Origin of the sequence: Chitinophaga sp. SYP-B3965, from assembly GCF_009647655.1 — a bacterium.
Classification (GTDB): domain Bacteria; phylum Bacteroidota; class Bacteroidia; order Chitinophagales; family Chitinophagaceae; genus Chitinophaga.
The window spans coordinates 194,940-218,802 of the sequence record NZ_WJFD01000002.1 but is presented as its reverse complement, the minus strand read 5'-3'; the positions used below and the strand labels follow the sequence as shown (position 1 = coordinate 218,802).

The 23,863-nt window shown below is 45.2% G+C and carries 17 protein-coding genes; 10 read left to right on the top strand and 7 right to left on the bottom strand.

The genetic code is table 11. The features are described from left to right. Position 1: 1 nt before the first annotated feature. Positions 2 to 325: a Dabb family protein gene (locus GFS24_RS14955; protein WP_153660524.1), complete on the top strand. Its 324-nt coding sequence runs from the start codon at positions 2 to 4 to the stop codon at positions 323 to 325. A gap of 36 nt (positions 326 to 361) precedes the next feature. On the opposite strand, the gene GFS24_RS14950 is transcribed toward GFS24_RS14955, so the two are convergent. From GFS24_RS14950 to GFS24_RS14940, 3 genes are read right to left on the bottom strand one after another with little or no spacing between them, the layout of a single operon-like run. Then, complete coding sequence (locus GFS24_RS14950; protein ID WP_153660522.1) at positions 362 to 2,899, bottom strand: DUF3857 domain-containing protein; 2,538 nt, start codon at positions 2,897 to 2,899, stop codon at positions 362 to 364. 29 nt (positions 2,900 to 2,928) lie between these two features. After that, a complete protein-coding gene (locus tag GFS24_RS14945; RefSeq protein ID WP_153660520.1) occupies positions 2,929 to 4,020 on the bottom strand; it encodes a DUF2891 domain-containing protein in 1,092 nt (363 codons plus the stop codon). An 8-nt stretch (positions 4,021 to 4,028) separates the two neighbouring features. Continuing rightward, a complete protein-coding gene (locus GFS24_RS14940; RefSeq protein ID WP_153660518.1) occupies positions 4,029 to 5,267 on the bottom strand; it encodes an NAD(P)/FAD-dependent oxidoreductase in 1,239 nt (412 codons plus the stop codon). Between the two features lie 84 nt (positions 5,268 to 5,351). Here GFS24_RS14940 and GFS24_RS14935 point away from each other — a divergent pair, with 84 nt between their 5' ends. After that, the gene (locus GFS24_RS14935) at positions 5,352 to 5,666 is read left to right on the top strand and encodes a YbaB/EbfC family nucleoid-associated protein (RefSeq protein WP_153660516.1); all 315 of its coding nucleotides are present in this window, start codon (positions 5,352 to 5,354) and stop codon (positions 5,664 to 5,666) included. Positions 5,667 to 5,746: 80 nt separating this feature from the next. On the opposite strand, the gene typA is transcribed toward GFS24_RS14935, so the two are convergent. After that, positions 5,747 to 7,561: a translational GTPase TypA gene (gene typA / locus GFS24_RS14930; RefSeq protein ID WP_153660514.1), complete on the bottom strand. Its 1,815-nt coding sequence runs from the start codon at positions 7,559 to 7,561 to the stop codon at positions 5,747 to 5,749. Positions 7,562 to 7,764: 203 nt separating this feature from the next. Between typA and GFS24_RS14925 the strand changes: the two genes are divergently transcribed. After that, positions 7,765 to 8,754, top strand: a complete 990-nt coding sequence (locus GFS24_RS14925) for an alpha/beta fold hydrolase (RefSeq protein ID WP_153660512.1) — start codon at positions 7,765 to 7,767, stop codon at positions 8,752 to 8,754. Positions 8,755 to 8,905: 151 nt separating this feature from the next. Here the strand turns inward: GFS24_RS14925 and GFS24_RS29455 are convergent, their stop codons facing one another. Together GFS24_RS29455 and GFS24_RS14915 are read right to left on the bottom strand one after the other, a co-directional pair. After that, the gene (locus tag GFS24_RS29455) at positions 8,906 to 11,143 is read right to left on the bottom strand and encodes a patatin-like phospholipase family protein (RefSeq protein WP_153660510.1); all 2,238 of its coding nucleotides are present in this window, start codon (positions 11,141 to 11,143) and stop codon (positions 8,906 to 8,908) included. Positions 11,144 to 11,254: 111 nt separating this feature from the next. Then, positions 11,255 to 12,283, bottom strand: a complete 1,029-nt coding sequence (locus GFS24_RS14915; protein ID WP_253906492.1) for a COX15/CtaA family protein — start codon at positions 12,281 to 12,283, stop codon at positions 11,255 to 11,257. Between the two features lie 118 nt (positions 12,284 to 12,401). On the opposite strand from GFS24_RS14915, the gene GFS24_RS14910 reads away from it, so the two are divergent. The 4 genes from GFS24_RS14910 (at position 12,402) to recA (ending at position 16,416) form a co-directional block, all read left to right on the top strand. Continuing rightward, on the top strand, positions 12,402 to 13,013 hold the full coding sequence (locus tag GFS24_RS14910) for a ribonuclease HII (RefSeq protein WP_153660508.1): 612 nt from the start codon (positions 12,402 to 12,404) through the stop codon (positions 13,011 to 13,013). 77 nt (positions 13,014 to 13,090) lie between these two features. Continuing rightward, positions 13,091 to 14,515 carry an RNA polymerase factor sigma-54 gene (rpoN, locus tag GFS24_RS14905; RefSeq protein WP_371731044.1) on the top strand — a complete coding sequence of 475 codons (1,425 nt, stop codon included), beginning with the start codon at positions 13,091 to 13,093 and terminating at the stop codon, positions 14,513 to 14,515. 16 nt (positions 14,516 to 14,531) lie between these two features. Continuing rightward, positions 14,532 to 15,197, top strand: coding sequence for a hypothetical protein (locus tag GFS24_RS14900; RefSeq protein ID WP_153660504.1), 666 nt, complete (start codon positions 14,532 to 14,534; stop codon positions 15,195 to 15,197). A gap of 208 nt (positions 15,198 to 15,405) precedes the next feature. After that, on the top strand, positions 15,406 to 16,416 hold the full coding sequence (gene recA, locus GFS24_RS14895) for a recombinase RecA (RefSeq protein ID WP_153660502.1): 1,011 nt from the start codon (positions 15,406 to 15,408) through the stop codon (positions 16,414 to 16,416). Positions 16,417 to 16,690: 274 nt separating this feature from the next. Here the strand turns inward: recA and GFS24_RS14890 are convergent, their stop codons facing one another. After that, on the bottom strand, positions 16,691 to 17,503 hold the full coding sequence (locus GFS24_RS14890) for a DUF72 domain-containing protein (protein ID WP_153660500.1): 813 nt from the start codon (positions 17,501 to 17,503) through the stop codon (positions 16,691 to 16,693). Between the two features lie 73 nt (positions 17,504 to 17,576). Here GFS24_RS14890 and GFS24_RS14885 point away from each other — a divergent pair, with 73 nt between their 5' ends. The 3 genes from GFS24_RS14885 (at position 17,577) to GFS24_RS14875 (ending at position 23,858) form a co-directional block, all read left to right on the top strand. Continuing rightward, the gene (locus tag GFS24_RS14885) at positions 17,577 to 20,522 is read left to right on the top strand and encodes a glycosyl hydrolase family 28-related protein (RefSeq protein ID WP_153660498.1); all 2,946 of its coding nucleotides are present in this window, start codon (positions 17,577 to 17,579) and stop codon (positions 20,520 to 20,522) included. Positions 20,523 to 20,528: 6 nt separating this feature from the next. Then, on the top strand, positions 20,529 to 23,009 hold the full coding sequence (locus GFS24_RS14880; RefSeq protein ID WP_153660496.1) for a ThuA domain-containing protein: 2,481 nt from the start codon (positions 20,529 to 20,531) through the stop codon (positions 23,007 to 23,009). 84 nt (positions 23,010 to 23,093) lie between these two features. Next, entirely contained in the window at positions 23,094 to 23,858 is a 765-nt protein-coding gene (locus tag GFS24_RS14875) for a ThuA domain-containing protein (protein WP_153660494.1), read from the top strand. Positions 23,859 to 23,863: the final 5 nt, after the last annotated feature.

The following is a 23,863-nucleotide window of genomic DNA, read 5'->3' as shown; positions in this document are numbered from 1 at the left end:
CATGCCACATACAAGAAAATTTGTGCACGTTGTAAACTTCTATCTTAAACCAGGATTATCTGCTGCAGATGTAAGGGCTTTTGAAGAAGGTGTAAGCACACTGGGAAAAATAGAAAGCCTGCTAGTGTTTAATGTAGGCAAACCGGCGAATACAGACCGTCCGGTAATAGACAGAAGTTACAGCTATTGCCTGCTCACCGTTTTTAACGATGAGTCCGGCCACGATATTTACCAGGAACACCCTGTGCACCTGGAATTCATTAAGAACTGTGAGTACCTCTGGGAGAAAGTGGTGATCTTTGATTCGGAAACGATCCAGTTATAAAAGAAACGGGGCCTTATTTTAAAGCCCCGTTTTTTATTACTCTTCTTCGTAAGGAACTACGAAAGTATGTTTAACCCGATGGGAGACCAGTAAATAAGGTATCCATATCCCCGCAAAGATCATAGGCCTGATAATCTCCTTTAAATTCTCCGCCAGCATATGTGCGTTGAACACCACTTCCGCCATGATAGAATCTATTAGCACAAGCAGGATATTGAAGGCCAGCATAAAGATCATGGTACGTGGGAAAAGATCTCTCTTCCGGAAGAATAGTAAAGTTGTAAAACAGATCAGTATAAGCAGGAACACATTCCCAACTACTTCCAGTAATAAGAACAACTGCATCAGCGAGAGGTTCTTATCAGGATATGCAGCACCTAAACCTGTCCATAGCGAATTATGGAATGTTTCCATGCCAAATAAACCGATCATTATGATAACGGGGGAAATTACCAGGCTAATACCCACCAGCACTAACCAGCCACCAAGATCCCATGCCTCATAAGTTGGATGCTCCTGCGTTACAGATCGTTTATAATATTTCAGCGCTACGTAAATAAAGAAGGCCCCGCTGGCCACCGCCACAAATAATACCAGCCAGTTGATCCCTGAAGGGCTGGTGTTTTCCTTTCCTACCTTAGATGGATCATAACTAAAAAGGTAACCGGTGGAACTCACCAGCTTATCCATGTCTTTAATGTATTGTTCTATTCCCTCAGCAGGAATATGGTCCGTCTTGGCACGGAAATCATATTTCAGGGTAACGGTCTTGTCATCGAGCGTTGACTTGAACGAAAAGTCATAAAATGGACTTTCCAGCCGATAATTTTTTGCATCCAGCGCCCAAGGTTCCGGGAGTTTTATCGTGATGGTGTAGTCCAGTTGATTGGGGAAAAACAGGGTGAGTGGTGTTTTCCGGCTGGTATCATTTATGATCACCAGCTTATCCTTCAGCACATGTGCCGTGCTGTTAAATGTAAGTTGGTTATTGTTGGCACTGTCTACCTGCCAGGGATCCCTGATCGTATATTTTTCTTTCACACGGATCATGTTCTCTTTATCAAAATCAGCGATGTGCAAAGAATCCAGGAGGTTCACTTTTCCATAGATCTTCTTATAGAAATCCACGTAGTCGGTTTCTAAATTCTTCATGCTGGTATTCGCTATCATGGCACGCAGGTTATCTGCATATAAGCCTGTATATTCTGTTACAACAGTAAGAGAAGCAGAATCATCCTTAAAATTGGGGAGCGTAATTTCTTCGTTCACATACAGCTGGCCAAAGTCCTTTAACGGAATATCCGTTAAGGTGGTAGAACTATCTCCTAATACCAAAGCCTTCCCGAAATCAGGATTGTAACGTTTTTTCAACGGTCCCCGCTGATAGGAAAAAGTGGCATCTACCCAATAGTTGTGATCATCTAAGAATATTTTGGCGATCACATGATTGAACCGTGTGGGGCTGGGTTGCTCATCTGCTACTTTTCCTTTAAGGCCCGTGTTCACATAAGCCATCCAGGCCGTAATACCATTGGCGCGGAGAAGAGCACAGAGCAGCAGGGATTTATCTTTACAGTCACCAAATCTTTGCTGGCAAACCTTTTCAGGAGTATTGGGCCTGTGAGAATATTCTCCCAGTTCTATGCCCATGTACCGGATATCATCCTGCACAAAACGAATGGCTTCCAGCAGATACTTCTCCTTATCATCCCCCGCCATTTTTTTGATCTGTGCTATGCGGGATTGTAATTCAGGGCCGGTCATCGGAATATCATTTACTTTCGCCGCCCAGTCTATCACTTCCTTCCAGCTATTGTACTCACTCACCTCATAATAAGGAAAGCCTGCATACCAGGAAGGTGCGTAATCCTCCGGATCAAGTATATACACCTTGTTACCTAAATTCCATTCATACAGATCAAGTCCGTTGATGGTTTTCTTCAGGGGTTTTGGCGCATCATTAAATGACTTAAAATATAATTTCCGTGTTGGACTTACGATCAGTGCCTTGTAAAAATTGGTGACGGGTTCGTAAGAAGCGAGATAAAGTGTTTCGGAAAACTTATCTGCGAAGATGGGATTCTCCCCAATGATGGAATAAGCATATTCTATCTGATCACCTTTCCTTACATCTTCCACAAGATAGAATGCATTGTAAGTACCACTGTAAATATGCAGGGACAACTCTTCTTCCTTCTGGATGATCTTGAATTTGCCTGGGGTAAGCCGGTTGATGATTGTTCCGTTCCGGCGGATCAGCACTTCGTGGAACACGAGTTTTTCATATTCCGGATTGTAAGAGGCATTGATCTGTGAACCATTCTGGATTCCGGCTTCAGAAACGATCTGGCGGATAATATGGCGGTAGATGGTTTTTTGTTCCAGGTGATATTGCTCCTCAAACAGCAACTGGTAATACCCTTCGCTCACCTCTTTGGTATTAGTGGTTAAAGCGGCATCGGGCTTGTAAGGTACCAGCCAGCCGGGCTTGGCTGCCGTAGAAAAATTCTTTCCCTGCGCCCATCCCAGCGCGGGCAAGAGTAGCAGTAATAACAGGAAAGAATAGCGGTACATGGGAATAAATATTTTTAGATCTCTGCGGGCTAGTATTCTACCGTCATCGCATACACGGCAAAGGTAGCCAGCCAATGTTCTCCTGCATAATCACCACTGGCAATATGCGGCAGGGCGGCCTGTAAATGTTTATTGGCAAGCTCCCGGATAGCAGTGCTATTTTGACCGGCATGTTTGGCAATACCATAAAGACACCAGGCGCGGCTCAGGTTCAAACCATCCAGGTGTACCAGTTTTCCGTCCGTTCTGTCGTTCACCGTAGCGATATGAAAGAGTTGTATGTCTGAGAAAAACAAACCGGGGAGGAATGCCTTCACCCAATGTTGATAATCCGCTGCTGGTAATATCCGCCACATCAGGTCAGCTTCTTCCAGGCAGGGAGAGAGGAAATCATATCCACCGGGTTCCCAGCTGGCAGGGCAATCACGATCGTTTCCATAGAAACGCATCGCTGCTTCTTTGATAGAAGCCTGAAGGCTGGGGGCATTGGTCACTATCGCATAATCCCAGGCCAGTCTTAATCCGAAAGCCAGGTTGGTATGTTCGCCCACCCGGATAGGATAAGCGATCTTTTTCAGGAAATCACGCCAAGCATTATTGAATAAAGTTGCTAAGGGTGCAATGTTCCGGCTCAATTTACGGGCCAGCGGATCATCCCAGGTGAGCAGTTCTGTTTGCAGCTGCATCAGCCAGCTCCAGCCATAGATGCGCTCAAAACCTTTATTCTCCTTACCGCGGAAAACCAGCAGTTCCGTATTTATATGTTCCTGTGATAAATTCTCTGCCAGTTTTTTCCTGATCAATGCCGCATTGGGCAGATCAGGGAACATCTTCAGTAAACGTACCAGCATCCAGTGACCATGTACACTGCTATGCCAGTCATAGCAACCATAAAAAGCAGGATGGTAATCTTTTGGTGCTGTGATGAGGGAAGAGTCTGAAAATACAATACCTGTTTTGTAGGGAAACTCATGCTGCATGCATTTCAGGGGCAATTGCGCAAAATGCATGGCGCCCTCCGTAGTTAATCTCATCTGGCCATCCTTTACATCGTATAAGGGAGACTGTGCGTAACTACTCGTGGCCGCCAACAGGCATAGAAACAGTGCAAGTACTTTCATAGTGTATACTACCGGTTCAGTAACAATTTAAAATAAAAAGATGGTCTGGCGAGTTTTTTTCTGAGATCCACTTCATAGAACATACTGGAGATCACATCCCTCAATTGTTTGTTCTTCATTCCCATTTTAAACACCCAGTTAAATAACTTCGGATATTTCACCAGCCGTTGTAATTTATAACTAAGGTTAAGTTCCGGCCCTAAAACACGATAAACGCGTTCATCATAAGCAGCCAGCGTTTCAGCACTGTAATTGTCTGCTTCCAGACTGGCGGCAGCTTGTTTGGCAGCAATGATCCCTGTGCACACAGCATTGCCGATCCCTTCTCCTGTAAAAGGATCTATGAGAAAAGCGGCATCACCCACGAGCATATAACGGTTGCCGGAGATCACGCGTTTTTTGGAACCTAAAGGAAGGCCGTATCCATCCAGGGTGCTGATCATTTCTGCATCGCGGAAACGTTCTGCAAATATCGGGTCCTGCTTCAGGGTATCTGTGAGCAGCGACTTGAGGTTTACTTTTCTATCCCGCACGGCATCACTTAACATATCCATGCCTACATTGGCTTCTCCGTTGGGTAAGGGGAAGATCCAGAGATAACCGGGCAGCAGGTCCTTCAGGAAATGCAGTTCGATAAAGCTATCTGCATGCATGCCTTTCACGCCTTTATAATAAGCGCGGATACCAGCTGCATAATACTTCGGCTCCATTTTGATCTTTGCCACGTCCCGGGTAAAAGAAGAATGGGCGCCGTTAGCTATGATCAGGAGTTTTGCTTTCACCGCGAATTGACCGGAAGCATCGGAGATCAGATAACCGTCTTCTTCCAGCGTATATTTATCTACGGTTACGCCTTCAAACAACTGAACATTCGGGCTGCGTTTCAATTCATCCACCATGAAATTATCGAAGTGGATGCGTTTGCAAACGAAGCCGATAGGCGCTTCTGTTGCTTTATTAAAATTGGGCTTGTAAGGAACGTCCATACTTTGGCGGCCGGGGGAAACAAACGTAACGCCCCAGCTGTTCTCTTTTTCCACAATCTGCTGCAATCTTTCGGCAATCCCTTTGTCGATCTTTTCGAGCCCGGATAGAACCTTTCCGCTGAGCCCGTCGCCACAAACTTTATCGCGCGGGAAAACGGCCTTATCAACAACAACACAGGAAATGCCTAACCTGTCTAATTGCAGTGCAGCAGTGGCCCCACCGGGACCTGCACCTATTATACATACTGAAGTGGTGATCATAAGCTATTATTCCGAATAGAGCGCCAAGATACGTATTCTGGCTCCGCGGAGGAAATATATATCTTTGCCCTAAAACGGGAAAATATGTTCGGAGATCTGTTCGGAAAGCTGCAGGAAGCGCAGCAAAAAATGAGTGATAGTAAAGAGCGCCTCAAACACATTTCTGTGGAAGGCGAAGCTGGTAATGGACTAGTAAAAGTAGTAGTGTCCGGCAACAGGGAAGTGCAAACCCTGGAAGTAGATCCATCTCTTTTAAGCGCAGAGCGGAAAGAGGAATTGGAAGATCTGCTTATCACAGCACTGAACCGTGCGTTGAAGAATGCAGAGAATGCATGGGAAACTGAAATGAAAGGTGTGGCTGGTGGAATGCTGGGTGGAATGGGATTGCCGGGGATGTAGGAGAGGGGCTTGTAGCATAAATAACAAAAAAAGCCGGGCAGATCCTGCCCGGCTTATATATCCTTTTAGTCTGTATCTTCTTATCCTACCTCTTCTGTCTTCAGCATCTTTTGGTATTTTTTCCGCTCTTCTTCGTCGAGGATCGTTTTACGCATACGGATATGATTGGGCGTAACTTCAATACACTCATCCTGTTGAATGTATTCCATACATTCTTCCAGGGTCATCAATATCTTCGGAGCAATGTTAGCAGCACCATCAGTACCACTTGCACGCATATTCGTCAGTTTCTTTCCTTCATTAGGGTTTACCACCAGGTCACCAGGTTTGTTAGTTTCACCGATGATCATACCACGGTAAACTTCTTCTCCCGGATCAACGAAGAATGAACCCCTGTCCTGTAGTTTATCCAGAGAATAACCGGTAGTAGTACCAGCTTCTTTAGCTACCAGTACACCATTACCACGACCAGGAATTGGTCCTTTCCATGGTTTGTATTCATTGAAACGGTGAGCCATTACAGCTTCACCTGCAGTGTTGGTAAGCATTTGCGTACGCAAACCGATCAAACCGCGGGAAGGAATTTCAAATTCCAAATGCTGCATATCACCTTTGGTTTCCATGATCAGCATTTCACCTTTACGGCGGGTAACGAGGTCAATTACTTTAGAAGCAAATTCCTGCGGAACATCCACCACCAGTGTTTCAAATGGTTCAGAACGTTTACCATCGATGATCTTCACAATTACCTGTGGTTGACCTACAGTTAACTCATAACCTTCACGACGCATGGTTTCAACCAGTACACCTAAGTGCAGGATACCACGGCCATAAACGAGGAAGCTATCAGCAGCATCAGTATCCATTACACGCAGCGCCAGGTTCTTCTCAGTTTCTTTCATCAAACGGTCACGCAGGTGACGGGAGGTCACGAACTTACCATCTTTACCAAAGAAAGGAGAGTTGTTGATGCTGAACGTCATGTTCATCGTTGGCTCATCCACGTAAGTGATAGGCAGTGCTTCCGGATTTTCGAAATCAGCTACAGTATCACCAATACCAAAATCTTCCAGGCCAACCAGTGCACAGATATCACCAGGGTGAACTTCTGTTACTTTCTTTTTACCAAGAGATTCGAAAATATATAATTCGCGAACGCGTGATTTCTTAATAGTACCATCTGCCTGAACCAGCGAGATAGGTTGGTTTTCCACCAGTTTACCACGGGTTACTTTTCCGATAGCGATACGGCCAAGGAAAGTAGAGTAATCCAGGGAAGTGATCTGCATTTGCAGAGAACCTTCAGCGATCTTAGGTTGTGGAACGTGTTCCAGGATACCATCCAGCAGGGGAAGGATATCTTCACGCTGAGTCAATGAATCATTGAACCAGCCGTTTTTACCTGAACCGTAGTAAGTAGGGAAGTTCAATTGCTCTTCCGTAGCGTCCAGGTTAAAGAACAGTTCAAAGATTGCGTCATGAACTTCATCAGGACGGCAGTTAGGTTTATCTACCTTATTGATAACAACGATAGGTTTCAAATTCAGATTGAGGGCTTTTTGCAGCACAAAACGTGTTTGTGGCATAGGGCCTTCAAATGCATCCACCAGCAGGATCACACCATCTGCCATTTTCAGTACACGTTCAACCTCACCACCAAAGTCGGCGTGGCCTGGTGTATCGATCACGTTGATCTTCGTGTCCTTGTACATTACGGATACGTTCTTAGCTAAGATCGTGATACCACGTTCCTTTTCCAGGTCGTTATTATCCATGATCAGATCTCCCGTTTCCTGGTTGGAACGGAATACGTTCGTAGAGTGGAGGATTTTATCCACCAGGGTAGTCTTACCGTGGTCTACGTGCGCGATAATGGCGATGTTTCTTATTTGCATGAGAATGAATGATTTAGCTGCCTTTGAAGTCTTTTAAAACTTCATTTTTTCACAGACAACTCCTAAATGAAGGCGCAAAGGTACGAATAATACGTGGAACTTAGAAGGGGGCTGTCTTAAATATGTGTGAAATAACAGAATGAAGACATTCTGCCCGGGCACCATATTTGTATTACACGCTTTACACTCATAATCAACAATTTATGCGGGCAATTATTTGTTTGTCAGGGCTGATTTTCATAGCTGTTCCTATAAAAGCACAGGAAGTGAAAGCGTATGATGCAGAACTTAGTACTTATATCTATCCTTATCCGGTAAAGTTCTTTTCTGTCTCAAATCAGGGCCAGCAGCTGAAAATGGCCTACATGGATGTGAAACCTACCCATGCAAATGGCAGAACGGTCATGTTGCTGCATGGCAAGAATTTCTGTGGTGCTTATTGGGATAGTACCGCTGCAGCCCTTGCCCAAAAAGGTTTTCGGGTGATCATGCCGGATCAGATAGGTTTTGGGAAGTCCTCTAAACCGGCACATTTGCAATACTCTTTTCAATTGCTCGCGCAAAACACCAAAGCCCTGCTGGATTCCCTGCAGATCACAAAAGTGGCTGTGCTGGGGCATTCCATGGGAGGTATGCTGGCGGTCAGGTTTGCACTCATGTACTCTGATATCACAGAAAAACTGATCCTGGAAAATCCCATCGGGCTGGAAGATTGGAAAACAGCGGTACCTTATCAATCCATCGATCAGTGGTACAAAGGAGAGCTGGCGCAGGATTATGAGAAGATCAAAAAGTACCAGCTGGATAATTATTACGCAGGGCAATGGAAGCCCGCTTATGATAAATGGGCCCGCTTACTAGCCGGCTGGACGATACATCCGGATTATCCTAAAGTGGCCTGGAATGCAGCGCTCACTTACGATATGATCTTTACCCAGCCGGTATATTATGAGTTTGAACGGATCAAAGTACCCACATTACTGATCATCGGACAAAGAGATAGAACGGCGCTGGGTAAAGCAAATGCCCCTGCTGCTACACGAGATACATTGGGGAATTACCCCGTTCTGGGGAGAAATGCCGCAAAGCGGATCCCTTCAGCTAAGTTGGTGGAATTGGAGGGTATTGGGCATTTGCCGCATATTGAAGGTTTTGCGAAGTTCCGGGATGCGGTGGTTGAGTTTTTGCATTGATGTTGGTGGAGATTATGCCGCGCTGCAAAGGGCGGTATTTTTTTATTTTTTAAGAAAATGTGTGCTTCTTTTTAAGAAGAAACCATGTTTTAAGAAAAAAGGACTCCCTACATTAAAAGAAAAAAACCTCTCGTAGCACTGGATGCTCTCCTTACTTAAATTCCGCTAAAGCCTCTTGTAATAACAAAAACGCCTGCATATTTCCCGGATTCTCTAAACCCCTTGCAATGTCCTGCTTCTCACGAGGGGTGAGGTGTAAACTAAGCGCAGCCGCTTTTTCAGCCTGTTGTGGAACATATTGAAAAATGAGCCGTTTAAATTTCCCCGGGAAATATCCTTCCATATAATTGATCAGGTGATCCTGGTGAAAATCCTGCATGCTCATCCAATGCGCCTGCATGGAAAAAAGCGGTTCAAAGATCAGATCACCCAGATCCTTCTTTTGCTTAATAGGACTCACATCATTTTTACGCGTATCCCTGATCTGCATAAATATCACCCCACTTGTATTTTCATTGATCCATTCCCGGAAAGTATAGAGAAAACGAAGACTGGTTTCCTGCCCGAAATTATCCCTGATCCCCGCATCCATCACATCCACAATAGGATTGCTGGGAAGGAATACATTCGGCAATACATAAGGAAAAGTAGCACTCATACGAATAGCACTGGTTACACGAAGATCCTGTGCATGTTGCAGATTGAAGAACTGCCCAAAATCAACCCCATCAATATCACGAATACTCCGTGTAGGATATTGATAATCCGCAGCACAGAGATAACTCACCGGCTGAGGAGAAACAAAGAGGCGTCGCCCGTCTGCATTAATGGTAGCACACCAGATCATCATAGGGATCTTTGCCGTAAACTCAGCCTCCCGGTAATCCGAGACCGTTTTGTTCAACATGTTATCCGTATTGATGTTCAGCTGCATTTCAAATGCATATCCGCGATCTTTTGCGTAGCGGTTATTGCCAATATAGAAATGCCGGAAAGGCGTGATGAAATCATTCACTGCAAAAGAACTGAATACAGAATTCAGCAGGTCGCGGGAGATCCTTTCGCAATAAACACTATCATATAGATCAGGGCCGTTCAGTCTGCCCGTTTGTTCCCGGAGATATAATTCCCTGAAATAAGTAGCCCCCATCATACCGCCGGAGGCTCCCGTCATCAGCATAGTATGTTTCAGTAATTTCCCCTGCGTGAGACTGTCGTACCGCTGCAGTACATTCATCGTCCAAGCCGCAGAACGGCTACCACCACCGCTTGTATTGATAACGATGAATGGAGGTTTACTGCCGGCAGGGAATTTCGCTTTCCAGTTCTCTAGGATCTGTAAAGTTTGTTTTTTATCTGCATCACTGCGGGAAGCCGTGAAAAAATCCTGGAGGCTTTGCACACTATACAATGGCCGGGTATCTTTTTCGCGGTAATCCAGTCCGTATGCTTTGTTCCGGTTATCGATCCACTGATTTTTCACCATCCAGTTCAAACTCAGGATAAGCCCTATCAATACAGGAATGGCCCATGATTCCAGGAGATATGCATAAGCTCCCGCCACGCCGATCAGGAAGGCAAAAAATATCATCACGCTGGCACCTGCGGGGATCCGGAAAGCATTGTAGTCCATCAGGTAAGCCATGATCACGAGGAACACCAATGCCAGGCCAACCGTTATCATGGCGGCAAAATGATGTTGCTTGAAAATATTATCGAGGTAGTGTTTATTGTAGTGATCAACATTCCTGGCTCTGCGGATACGCCAGGGGCTGGAGAAGTAATTGATAACAGGCAGAGCGTTCTCATCCTTTTCCTGAGTAGGTTTTAGCACCGTTTTCAGGAAGTTGCGCGGGTTGCCGAATTTCTTGTATAAGCGCCTGCCGATGTTTTTATCCGCATTGAAAAAGTAGAAGAAAGAGAAAAATATGACTGCGAGGAATCCACAGATAAAACCTTCTGCCAGCAGCAGTACCTGTGGAATGGTGTTCAGCTCCTGCCAGCGCTGGTATTGCCATCCCCGCCAAAGCAGGCATAACAGGAAAGCACCGGGAATAATGGCGTTGTTAAGGCAGTAACGGAAAAAGGGCTGGGAGGTGGTAGCCAGGAATTTGAACCGGCCGCTATGTAAAATGAAAGTGGTGATGTTCCAGCTCATGGTAAAAATGGCAGCGGCAACACCCATGACGGTGGTACTGTAGAAATTCACCTTTCCCATGTATTCCGGTGCCAGGTACAGTGCGTCCCCGCCAAAAACTTTGGCGAAGCCCCCGTTAATGGTGCTGAATAAGATGGCCCAGAAGATCAGCAAGACCTGGTACTTTCGGAAATGAAGCAACAGTAGCTGAATAGGAAAGGAATAGAAGAATCTTAACCAAAGTCTTTTCACAGGTATAAATTACGAAGAAATAAAAAGCAAATTTAAAATTTACAAATTATTTAAATATGAAAAGCTATAAATAATAAATGAATGGGCGTACCGTTGCGAAAAAAGGGGGGTTTATTTTTTTGTTACGAATCTGGCCCAAACCAATACCATGAGCAAAGCCATGCCGGTAAACTGATGTGCCAGCGCAAAACTGAGCGGGATCTTCACCTGGCTGTTCAAAACAGTGAGTACTCCCAGCAGAACCTGCAACAGTACTACAAACAGGGCTACTGCACGAACGGCATCCAGTTGGGAAAATGCCCTGGCGCGGAAATACCAGACAGCAATTAAAATGGTCAGGAGATAAGCCAGTGCGCGGTGAATGAATTGAATGGTGATGGGGTTGTGAGTGATATCTTCCAGGAAACCACCTTGTGTGAACATGCCCATGGGCCACCACATGCCATTTATGCTTGGCCAGGTGCTGGCAGATAAAGCAGCATGCAGTCCTGCCATAAAGGCGCCATAGATCAGCTGAAGGGTGAGCAACCCTAATATCCAGCCGGATAATTTACGAAGGGAGGGAGCGGAGATAATATTTTTTTGTGGAATGCTGAGTTTAAGTGCAAACCAGAGGGTGTACCATAATAAACTCAACGCAGCAATAAAGTGAATGGCTAAACGAATATGACTAACATACAGATCCTCATCATTTAATCCGCTTTGCACCATGATCCAGCCGATGGCTCCCTGCAGGCCTCCCAACAGGAATAAAATGATCATGGGGCCGATCATGCTTTTATCGATCTTCTTCTTTATAATGAAATAAATAAAAGGAACAGCAAAAACGACTCCTATCAAACGGCCCCAGTTACGGTGCAACCATTCCCAGAAATAGATGCCTTTAAAGTCAGACAAGGTAAAATGACTATTAATATATTTCGATTGTCCTATTTCCTGGTATTTGGCAAAAGCAGCCTGCCAGTCTGCTTCATTCATAGGTGGAAGTGCGCCCAGTATGGGTTTCCATTCTGTAATGGAAAGTCCTGAACCGGTAAGGCGTGTGATGCCACCCAGGAGTACCTGCACGATGATCATGAAAACTCCGGTGAAAAGCCAGATTATTATCGCTTTATTCTGCTTATTTTGCTGCATATCCATAAACGTTGCAAAATTAGGGGTTAATCCGCCGCGCATAGTATGATTTTTATCAATTTTGGAATGATTTTGCAGTAGCGCGCCTGATTTTGTAATTTTATCGCCCATAAAATAAGTTAACTTGTTATTGCCGTATTACCAGGAAACGCTTACAGAAGCCGGATGTGATGAAGCCGGAAGGGGTTGCCTCGCAGGTCCCGTATTTGCGGCGGCAGTAATATTGCCACGGGATTTTCGTCACCCATTACTCAATGATTCCAAACAACTCAAAGAGAGCCACCGGGATGAGTTGAGATTAGTGATCGAAGAGAAAGCGATAGCATATGCGGTAGCGAGTATCGACAATGAGGAAATTGACAGGATAAATATCCTGAAAGCCTCTTTCAAGGCGATGCACGAAGCGTTGGCACGATTATTGATTCAGCCCCAGATGTTACTCATTGATGGTAACCGTTTCAATCCCTATGGCAATATCCCGCATACCTGCGTAATTCAGGGAGACGGAATTTATGCTTCGATAGCGGCGGCATCCATCCTGGCAAAAACCTACCGGGATGAATATATGCAACAGCTGCATGAACAGTTCCCGCATTATGGCTGGAAGGACAACAAAGGTTATCCAACCAAACATCACCGGGATGCCATCCGTACACATGGCGACACGTCCTATCACCGCAAGACGTTTCGTTTGTTACCGGATCAACTAAGTTTGGATGGGGAGGAAAAGTGGTAAAATAGGATAGAGCCATGTTAAAGCAATCGCAACAACAGAAGTTATTACAGAAGTTATCACCACAACAGATTCAACTCATGAAACTGTTGCAGGTGCCTACGGCCGTACTCGAAGAACGTATCAAAGAAGAACTGGAAGAAAATCCTGCTTTAGAATATGGCGAAGATGGTCAGGAAGAAGAATTCAAGGAAACGACAGAAGACTTTGAAGCCAAGGAAGGAGAAGAAGAGTTTGAACCCGATGGCAGTGAGAACGAATACGACAATATAGATATCTCAGAATATGTGTCCGAAGGCGATGATGATATTGCCGACTACAGGTTGCGGGATGATAATTACCCCGATCCCGATGAATCACGCACCATTCCGGTGAGGGTAGAAACCACTTTTCATGATCACCTGCTGGACCAGCTGGGCATGCTGAGTCTGGATGAACGCCGTTCCCGCATTGCACAACAGATCATTGGCAGTATTGATGATGATGGTTATCTCCGCAGGGAAGTGGGTGCTATTGTAGATGACCTTTCTTTCTCACAGAATGTACAAACAGAAGAAGAAGAGATCAGGGACCTCATTAAGCTGATCCAGCAATTTGACCCTCCGGGTGTTTGCTGCGTTGACCTGAAAGAGTGCCTGGTATTGCAACTGAAACGCAAGAATCCGGAAGATCCCGGTGTGGTTACTGCTACACAGATCCTCGATAATTACTTCGACGAATTCACCAAGAAACACTACGAAAAGATCCAGCGTTCGCTTAACCTCACAGATGATGATCTGCGGGAAGCGATCGGCCAGATCATCCGCCTCAATCCAAAACCAGGTGGTAACTATAGTGTGATGAACAAAGCGGAGAGTTATGTGATCCCGGACTTTTTCATCCTGAATAATGTAGGCAAACTGGAGTTATCCCTGAACAGTAAAAATGCACCAGACCTCCGTATCTCTGAAGGATACCGGGATATGCTCAAGGAATACGACCGTGGTGATAAGAAAGATAAACGTCAGAAAGAGGCCGTATTATTTATCAAGCAAAAGATAGATGCCGCCAAGTGGTTCATAGATGCTATCAAACAACGCCAGCATACATTGCTGAGCACAATGGAAGCCATCATGAACTATCAATATGATTTCTTCCTTACCGGCGACGAAACTACCATGCGCCCTATGATCCTGAAGGATATAGCGGATATCACTCAACTGGATATCTCTACCGTTAGCCGGGTAGCCAATAGTAAATATGTACAAACAGAGTTCGGTACGTTTAAACTGAAATTCTTTTTCTCTGAGTCTTTATCAACAGATAGCGGCGAAGAAGTATCTACGAGAGAGGTGAAGAAGATCCTTTCTGATATGATCGAGGGAGAGAACAAACGTAAACCGCTGAGCGATGAGAACCTGACTAAGATGTTGCAGGACAAAGGGTATAATATTGCCCGCCGTACAGTAGCCAAATACCGGGAGCAGCTGAATATACCCGTAGCACGATTGCGCAAGGAATTATAATTACATTTTCGTTTTCATGGAAGAGCAGAAAGCACCCATTACATTTTCGCCCGGATTGCGGGCCATAGCACAAGTATTTTCATATTTGCTGCATCCTTTATTCATACCCCTGCTCATTACCCTGGTAGCCATTACTGCGCTTCCGGAGTATTTTGCCACCTTTAAATCAGACAGCCGCGTTTTCCCTTTTGACACCTTATATATAAGAGTGGCTGTTTCCACCCTCTTGTTTCCTTTGCTGGTAGTGGTACTGTCAAGACTGCTTGGTTTTGTAGGCAGCATCCGGCTGGAGGCGCAAAGGGACAGGATCATTCCTTATGTGTCTATCATCATTTTCTACTTCTGGACCTTCTATACATTTCTCCGTCAGGGCTGGAGCCCTGAGTTCTTCAACGCCTTTTTCCTGGGGATTTTCATTGCTGTGATCGCCTCTTTTGTATTGAACAACTTTGCCAAGATCAGCATGCATACTACGGGTTGGGGCGGGGTACTGGGTTTCATGCTTTGTATGATGTGGGGCATGCAAATGAATGTGGCGCTGCCATTGGCGCTGGCTTTTGTGCTGGCAGGTATTGCGGCTACTTCCAGGCTGGTATTACGTGCGCATACCACTTCAGAAATATATGTGGGATTCATTGTGGGCATCCTTTCTCAGGTGATAGCCTATTCAATTGTTGGATAAAAAATAATCTTTTTTTACTACGCACATTCTCTGCGCAAGCGGGCAGCACTTTTGTACTGTCCATTGCGTGTTACCCCAATTTAAAAGAAGAAACGCCGGATACTATTAAACTTAGCAATTAGCAAAAAATGCTAATTTTTTTAGGACAATTCGAAAATTAAATTATAACTTGCACTACCATTAAATTTGTAACAAATACTTACTAATTATGTCAAACACCAATACTGACAAACTGAAAGCGCTCCGCCTTACAATGGACAAGATCGACAAGGATTTTGGGAAGGGAGCAGTAATGATGATGGGGGAGAAAGCAGAAGTTCCTATGGAGGTCATCTCTACCGGTTCTCTGGGCCTGGATATTGCCCTGGGTATTGGAGGTTTGCCTAAAGGCCGTGTGGTAGAGATCTACGGGCCAGAATCTTCCGGTAAAACTACTATAGCTATACATACTATTGCAGAAGCGCAAAAGAAAGGTGGTATCTGTGCCATCATCGATGCGGAACATGCTTTTGACAGCAGTTATGCACGCAGACTGGGTGTGGACGTGGATGCGCTCCTGATCTCCCAGCCTGACCATGGTGAACAAGCCCTGGAAATTGCGGATCGCCTGATCCTTTCCGGCGCCGTGGATGTGGTGGTAATTGACTCCGTGGCTGCGTTGGTTCCCAAAGCAGAGCTGGAAGGAGAAATGGGTGAAAGCAAAATGGGTCTGCAAGCCCGTTTGATGTCCCAGGCACTCCGGAAACTGACGGCTACCATTTCCAAGACTAACTGCTGCTGTATCTTCATCAACCAGTTACGTGAAAAGATCGGTGTGATGTTCGGTAACCCTGAAACAACCACTGGTGGTAACGCCCTGAAATTCTACGCTTCCATCAGGTTGGATATCCGCCGGATGAGCCAGATCAAAGATGGCGACGAAGCTGTGGGTAACCGTGTAAAAGTGAAAGTGGTGAAGAATAAAGTAGCACCTCCTTTCCGTATGGCTGAATTTGATATTATCTACGGCCAGGGGATTTCCAAAGTTGGAGAGTTGATCGATATGGGTGTGGAATATGGTATTGTTCAGAAAAGCGGTAGCTGGTTCAGCTATGAAAGCAACAAACTGGGTCAGGGCCGTGATGCTGTGAAACAATTGCTGCTGGATAATCCTGAAGTGGCCATTGAAATAGAAACGAAGATCAAAGCCAAGTTGGCTGAGCAGGCTGCATTAGCTTAAGCTTTAGGCTTAGGTTTAAGCAAACTGCGCGATATGCCGCTGGCATCAGCATAAAGATTTTATTAAACGTTTTAAAGTTTAAAACGTTTGTTTGGGTTAGTAAAGTAAAAGGTCCGTTGTCTAGCGGACCTTTTGTGTTTTTAAGGATTTAAGGAAAGAGCGCGCGCTTATTATGAAAGGAATCGCTGCCGGGGCCTTTTGTGTTTTTAAGGATCTAAGGAAAGAGAGCGCGCTTATTATAAAAGGAATCACTGCCCCGGAACCTTTTGTGTTTTTATATTTGAGATAAAATGTACGCTTCCAGTAACCGCGCATTCTCTATAGCATCCCCGTGAAAAGTATTATTAAAGAACACCCATACGGAACGTCCTTCCCGGAGCCAGGCAGCCGACATTTGAGCATAAGATAACATCGCCGCATCGTCATACCGGGAAGCATATAATTTTCCGGGGCCATGGAACCGCAGGTAAACATCCCGTGCCGTTATGATCTCATGATAAGGAAAAGGCATCGCTGATTGTGCTATCACCAGTGAGATATCATACTGTTGCAGCAATTCTACACTTTGTGGTTCCAGCCAGGTTTCATGTCGCACTTCCAAAGCAAACACATACTCCCCGTAAACGGATTTGAGCAACGCAAAAAACGCTTCAGCCACTTCCCGGTTAAAAGGTACCTGGGCCGGCAGCTGGATCAGGATTGGGCCTAGTTTATCTTTTATGGGATCGAAGATGGTGAAGAATAAGCGCAGGCTGTCTGTAGCATCATGGAGTTTCTGGTAGTGACTGATATAACGGCTCAGCTTGGGGCAAAATTTAAAATCCTCCGGAACTGCCAACGCCCAGTTCAATACAGTTTGGGCTCTGGGCAAATGATAAAAGCTGGTGTTGACCTCTACGCATTTGAACTCCTGGCTATAGAAATTCAGGTACTGAATGGGTTTCAGCTTTTCCGGGTAGTAGAGTCCCTTCCATTCTTTATAGCTCCATCCCGATGTGCCAATATGTAAACGCTCCAACCTTTTTACCTGTAAGGAACCAATATTGATACCATTTTTGCCCAAAAGTACCACTACATTACCTCTCATGCCCCAAATTTGTACCCTGAGCCATAGGAATTTACTGCTATCGTTTGTAGTTTTCGATCTCAATTCCACTATTATGAGACAAAGCGGTAAGGCATTTTTAGTGCTATCCCTGTTGATGATCTTTAACGCAGATCTATGTGCCCAGTTCAAACCGGGACGTTCCTTTTATACGCAAAAGCCAGAAGACCCACAGGCCGTTTATTTTACCCCCAACGGAACGGATATCTCTGACCAACTGCAAACAGCCATCAATCAATTAAAGAAGGATAAGAACTTCGGTATCATTTTCATCCCGGAGGGAACCTATTTTATTTCGAAAACCATCTATATACCCACAGCCATCCGTTTGATCGGTTACGGAAAGAACCGTCCGGTGATTGCACTGAAAAAGAATGCTCCCGGATTCCAGGAAGAGAACCAGAAGGATAAAGGCAAGGCCACCTACATGTTCTGGTTCACCAGCAGTTTGGTAGAACCGGGTGGAAATATCAATGATGCCGGTGCCAGTACTTTCTACAGTGCCTTATCTAACATCGACCTGAAGATTGAAGCCGGAAACCCTGCTGCCGTAGCCCTCAGAACCCATTTCGCACAGCACAGCTTTATTGCACATTGCAATATTGAAATAGGAAAAGGAAAGGCTGGTCTGTTTGATATTGGGAACATGATGGAAGATGTAAAATTCTTCGGCGGAGAATATGGGATCTATACCACAAAGGCTTCGCCGGGATGGCAGTTCATGATGATGGACACTTATTTTGAAGGACAACGGAAAACGGCCATCAAAACCCAGCAGGCAGGATTTACTATTGTGCGTATGGAGATAAAGAATGTACCGGCAGCCATACAGGTGGATAGTAATTATTGGGAAAAGATCTTCATAGAAGATGCTCGTTTTGAAAATATAAGCGGACCCGCTATTGTGCTGAGCAATGAGGACAATGCCAATATGCAACTGAACATCCGCAACCTCGTTTGTAATAAAGTACCTATACTGCTTCGCTCTCCTAAATATGATACGGCCATGAAAGCGCCGGCCAGTATGTATGCTGTAAAGCGTTTAGTATATGGTCTGCAAATGGACGATCTGCATAAAGAACCGGAATATAAATCCATATGCGAAGCGGAACCATTAAAAAGTATGCCGGCAGCATTTGTAAGTGATATCCCGCAACTTCCGGCCATGACGGAATGGGTAAACCTGAAAACCCTGGGGGCAGCAGGTGACGGTATCACAGATGACACCAAAGCCATTCAGAAAGCGATCGATGAACACCGGGTCATTTATGTGCCGCAGGGCTCTTATCGCATTTCTCAAACCCTGCAATTGAAACCTAATACTGTCATGATAGGTTTGCATCCGATCGCGACAAATTTTGCACTAACAGAAAATGCCCCGGCGTTTGGAAGTTTTGGTGCTCCCAAAGCGATGGTGGAAGCACCTGCAGGAGGCACGAATATCTTAACCGGTATTGGCTTGTATACGGGAGAAAGTAATTACCGCGCTGTGGGTTGTAAATGGATGGCAGGAGCACAATCCATGGTGGATGATGTGAAACTGATCGGCGGTCATGGTTCCATCCGTCCGGGGCCAATGGTTTCCTGGAAATGGCAGGAGCGGCAAACAGAACGCAGACCAGGAATGGATCAGCTCTGGGATACACAATACTGGAGTTTATGGGTCACCAATAATGGCGGCGGCATCTTTAAAAATATCTGGTCTGCCAGTACGTATGCTACGTCGGGATTTTATGCGAACAATACTTCCACACGGGGAAGGATCTACGCGATGTCTGTAGAACATCATGTGCGAAATGAAGTAAGGTTTAAAGATGTTTCCAACTGGAATGTATATGCTTTGCAGCTGGAAGAAGAAAGCCAGGAAAGCTCCGAATGCCAGCCATTGGAAATAGATGGCTGCAAGGATATGACCTTTGCGAACCTCTACATGTTCCGAGTGATCAGGGTAAAAGTGCCGCATCCTTATTCCGTACGTACCTGGAATTGCAGCAACCTGGAAATGCTGAATATCCATAACTACAGCCAGATCAAATACACAACGGACAACCCGTTATATGATATGAATACCGGTATAGAAGTTCGGCCTACTGAGCTGGCGCGTTTATACATCAGCGGTAGTTCACCCAAAAACTTATCCGGCAATGTACAATTGCTGGCGAAAGGATTTGAGTTTGCCATAGGACTTTGTGCGGATTCAAAGGGCAATATTTACTTTGGGGAGCAACGCATGAAACGGGTCTACAAATGGTCGCCGGCAATGGAATCTCTTCAGCTGGTAGCGGATTTCCCCTGGGAGCCGCTTTCCCTGGCTTGTGATGCAAACGATAATTTGCTGGTGGTGTTCCGCTATAATCCGCAACCAGGTTTTATGATCAATGGGCAGCCGGAAAAATATCAGAATCCTCCTGATGCCAGTGGTACATCTTTCAGTGGTTGGGGAAATTCAGGATTTGGTTCCCTGGTATATTCAGTTGATCCGGAACGCCCGGAAGAAACGTTGAAAATACTGGATAAAGTAGCGATGGGATCAGTAAATAATATCCATAAGGCTTTATATCCTTCCAACCGCTGGCGGGATTATCACGATTTCAATCGTGTAACGCTCAACAGGAATGAGGAATGCTGGGTAGCACCAGATGGTAAAACCATCATCCCGGTATGTTATGACCTGGCCAGGTCCTGCGCATTGGTAGAAGCATTTCCCGGCAAACCTTTATTTGCAGTGGATGAATATGATAAACGTACGGTAAAATACCAGGTGGATACACAAGGGTATCTTTCAGACCTGCGCTACTTTGCAGAGAAAGGAGAATTCAGTTCTGTGCCGGATGCACAGGGCAATGTGTGGGTAGCGGATGGAGATATCTATTCTTTTGATGCCGCCGGAAAACAACAGCAATCCCTGCGTGTTCCTGAGCGGCCATCGTCACTGGCTATTGTAGGCAAAACATTATACTTTACAGGGCGTACAGCTTTATACAGAACAACCATTAAATAAGGAACGATGCGCTTTTTCTTTTACCTGTGTTTTGTATTCATTTCTTTAAAGACTACCGCCCAGAAAGTATTGGTAGTGGCATCAGATGATCCTGATCACGATAAAATGATAAATGCTTCCCAGCCCTTCTTTAAAAAACTGGCGGAGCAAAATAATTTCAAGATCGATTTTACCAGGGATGCAACAGTACTCACGGAAGACAACCTGGCGAAATACCAGGTGTTCATTCAACTGCATCTGGCTCCTTTTGATATGACGCCCGCACAGCAATTTGCCGTGCAACAATTTATCTCGAAAGGAAAAGGGTGGATAGGATTACATGCTGCAGGTTTAACAGGCAAACAATTCCTGAACCCCGGCATGCCCTATTGGAAATGGTTTGAACAGTTGATGGGTAATGTGATCTATTCTCCTCATCCTGCTATACAACAAGGTGCTGTGGTAGTGGAAGATCGTAGTCATCCTGTTACTAAAAACCTGCCGGCTTCTTTTTCTATCCGCGATGAATGGTATGAGTTTGATAAAAGCCCCCGGCCGGATGTGCATGTGCTCGCCACTGCGAATGAAAAAACATACAAACCCAACAAACCAATGGGAGATCATCCCATCATCTGGACGAATCCTGCATATGATAAAGCACTATACATTGGTGTGGGCCATGATGCCAGCGTTTGTGCAGATAGCAATTTTGCTGTGCTACTACGAGATGCTATCCATTGGGCAGCTGCTCCTATAAAAGACAAAGAGCAACATAACCTGGATGCGTCGTTAAGTCAGCCAGTAACGGTGTTGGCTAACCAGGTGGCGTATGATCTGCATGCACCAAAGAGTGCCATGATCAGAAGTAAGGAAGTTTTGCCTGAGGGATTGAATTTCCAACTACTGAATGCTTTAACGCTGCAACCTGTGTTTTCCGGCAAGCTGGGGGAAGCACAACAGGTAACAGATTGGCAGCAGGACATCTGGTTCAGCCGTGCGGATTTCTCAGCTTTTGATCAGCCAGGGCATTATAAGATCCAGGTAGAAGTGAAAGGGAAAACATTTGAATCATATCCCTTTACGCTGGAGAAAAAAGCATTAGCTACAGTAGCGTTACCGGCTATTGTGAATTTCTTTTATCACCAGCGTGCCAGTTCGCCGGAAGAGCAGGAAGGGGATAAGGCCATCATTCTTTTCGGCAGTGATAAAACGGTAGATCTGAGAGGTGGATGGTGTGATGCATCTGGAGATGTGAGCAAGTATTTTTCTCATCTTGCGTACACGAATTTTATGTCGCCACAGCAGATACCAATGGTGGATTGGTCTATGATCAATACCGTGGAGCAAATCCCGGAATTGCTGGAACAAACAGGTTCTAAAGAAACATTGATGGCAGAGGCTTTGTATGGTGCCGATTACATCATGCGGTCTTTATCTCCGGATGATTATTTCTACATGACGGTTTTCACATATTTTAATAAAGATCCGAAAGCCAGAAGGGTAGTGGGTTTGCTGGCAGACAGCAAAACGACTTCTGATTATCAGTGTGCTTACCGGGAAGGGGGTGGAATGGCAGTGGCTTCGCTGGCGCGTATTGCTATGTGGAAAAGAGATGGGGCATTTTCTTCTGCACAATATCTTGCTGCTGCGGAACGTGCATTTGCCCATCTGCAAAAGTTCAGTACGCGTTATGCGGATGATGGAAAGGATAACGTGATCGATGATTATTGTGCGCTGATGGGGGCTACGGAATTATGGATAGCAACAGGGAAAAACATCTACCAAACCGAAGCGCGGCAACGAGCAAATAATCTCCGGAAAAGGCTTTCACCGGAAGGGTATTTTATCGCTAATGATACGGATCGTCCTTTCTGGCATGCTGCGGATGCGGGTTTACCCATTATGGCATTGGCGCGTTACCTGCAAATAGAAACAGATAAAACACAACGCACACATGCTTTAGAAACAATCAAAAAAGCGATCGATTATAATCTGAAGGTGACACATGCGGTAATAAATCCTTTCGGTTATCCACGGCAGAGCTTTTTATATAAAGGGAAAGTACAGCACGGCTTTTTTATCCCGCATGAAAATGAAAGCGGCTGGTGGTGGCAGGGAGAAGATGCGCGTTTAGGTTCTTTGGCAGCTGCTATGCTGGTGGGCGGACGATTGGTGTATCCGGCAAAAGGGCCACTGGGTGTGAAACCGGAAATTGCCAGTTACGCAACAGACCTCGTTTCCTGGGTGCTTGGTAGCAATCCGTATAATATCTGCATGATGTATGGATATGGGAAAAACAATGTGCCATATATGGCCGCATTGTATGGCCATGGCTCGGGAAGAGGAGGTATTTCAAATGGTATTACCGGGAAGAATGGCAAAGGTGATGGTTCGGGAATTGATTTCAAAATGGAAGATAATGGTAATGAATGGCGATGGAGTGAACAATGGATACCACATAGTGGTTGGTTCCTTCAGGCAGTTACCGCTATTTCTTCAGAGAAATAAATATGGATGGAGGCACCATCATTTCTCAAGAGAAAAAAATTATAAGCCGCGGCAGCGGCTTATACCCAGAATAAACTGAATAATATGAAAAAACAACTGATCGCTTTTTTCCTGATGCTGTTCTTTATTTCCGGCAGCAGTTTTACACAAACGCCGAAATTCAAAGCGCTTGTACTTACTGAACGTGGTGGCGGGCATGAAGGTTTTGTAGCAGCAGCATTGGAATGGCTGAATACCTATGCGAAAGAACAAAACTTTGAGATCACGGTGATCAACCGCGCGGATTCTATCAATGAAGCCTATTTATCACAATTCAAAGTATTCATCCAACTGAATTTTCCTCCTTATACCTGGAGTAAAGAAGCGGAGGGCGCTTTCATTAAATATATCGAAGAAGGCAGAGGCGGATGGGTTGGTTTCCATCATGCTACTTTGCTGGGAGAATTTGATGGCTATAAAATGTGGGATTGGTTTTCACAATTCATGGGCGGTATCCGTTTCAAGAACTACATCGCCAAACGGGCAACGGCCACAGTGCATGTGGAAGATAAAAGCCATCCCGTAATGCAGGGCCTGCCGGATTCTTTTTCTATCCCGGATGATGAATGGTACACGTTTGATAAGAATCCAAGACCCAATGTGAAGGTATTGGCCAATGTAGATGAAAACAGCTACCAGCCGGCCTCAGACATTAAAATGGGAGATCATCCTGTTATCTGGATGAATGAAAAGATGAAGGCCCGGAATGTATATTTTTTAATGGGGCATCATGCCAACCTGTTAGGCTCAGCAGAGTTTAAAAAGATGTTTGCCAATGCCATTTTATGGGCGGCAGGTACTACTAAATAAATGAT

Bases quoted from the DNA above. Each gene is read 5' to 3' on its own strand.
- GFS24_RS14955 (WP_153660524.1), top strand. From the start codon at position 2: ATGCCACATACAAGAAAATTTGTGCACGTTGTAAACTTCTATCTTAAA.
- GFS24_RS14950 (WP_153660522.1), bottom strand. From the start codon at position 2,899: ATGTACCGCTATTCTTTCCTGTTATTACTGCTACTCTTGCCCGCGCTG.
- GFS24_RS14945 (WP_153660520.1), bottom strand. From the start codon at position 4,020: ATGAAAGTACTTGCACTGTTTCTATGCCTGTTGGCGGCCACGAGTAGT.
- GFS24_RS14940 (WP_153660518.1), bottom strand. From the start codon at position 5,267: ATGATCACCACTTCAGTATGTATAATAGGTGCAGGTCCCGGTGGGGCC.
- GFS24_RS14935 (WP_153660516.1), top strand. From the start codon at position 5,352: ATGTTCGGAGATCTGTTCGGAAAGCTGCAGGAAGCGCAGCAAAAAATG.
- typA (WP_153660514.1), bottom strand. From the start codon at position 7,561: ATGCAAATAAGAAACATCGCCATTATCGCGCACGTAGACCACGGTAAG.
- GFS24_RS14925 (WP_153660512.1), top strand. From the start codon at position 7,765: ATGCGGGCAATTATTTGTTTGTCAGGGCTGATTTTCATAGCTGTTCCT.
- GFS24_RS14915 (WP_253906492.1), bottom strand. From the start codon at position 12,283: ATGGATATGCAGCAAAATAAGCAGAATAAAGCGATAATAATCTGGCTT.
- rpoN (WP_371731044.1), top strand. From the start codon at position 13,091: ATGAAACTGTTGCAGGTGCCTACGGCCGTACTCGAAGAACGTATCAAA.
- GFS24_RS14900 (WP_153660504.1), top strand. From the start codon at position 14,532: ATGGAAGAGCAGAAAGCACCCATTACATTTTCGCCCGGATTGCGGGCC.
- recA (WP_153660502.1), top strand. From the start codon at position 15,406: ATGTCAAACACCAATACTGACAAACTGAAAGCGCTCCGCCTTACAATG.
- GFS24_RS14890 (WP_153660500.1), bottom strand. From the start codon at position 17,503: ATGAGAGGTAATGTAGTGGTACTTTTGGGCAAAAATGGTATCAATATT.
- GFS24_RS14885 (WP_153660498.1), top strand. From the start codon at position 17,577: ATGAGACAAAGCGGTAAGGCATTTTTAGTGCTATCCCTGTTGATGATC.
- GFS24_RS14880 (WP_153660496.1), top strand. From the start codon at position 20,529: ATGCGCTTTTTCTTTTACCTGTGTTTTGTATTCATTTCTTTAAAGACT.
- GFS24_RS14875 (WP_153660494.1), top strand. From the start codon at position 23,094: ATGAAAAAACAACTGATCGCTTTTTTCCTGATGCTGTTCTTTATTTCC.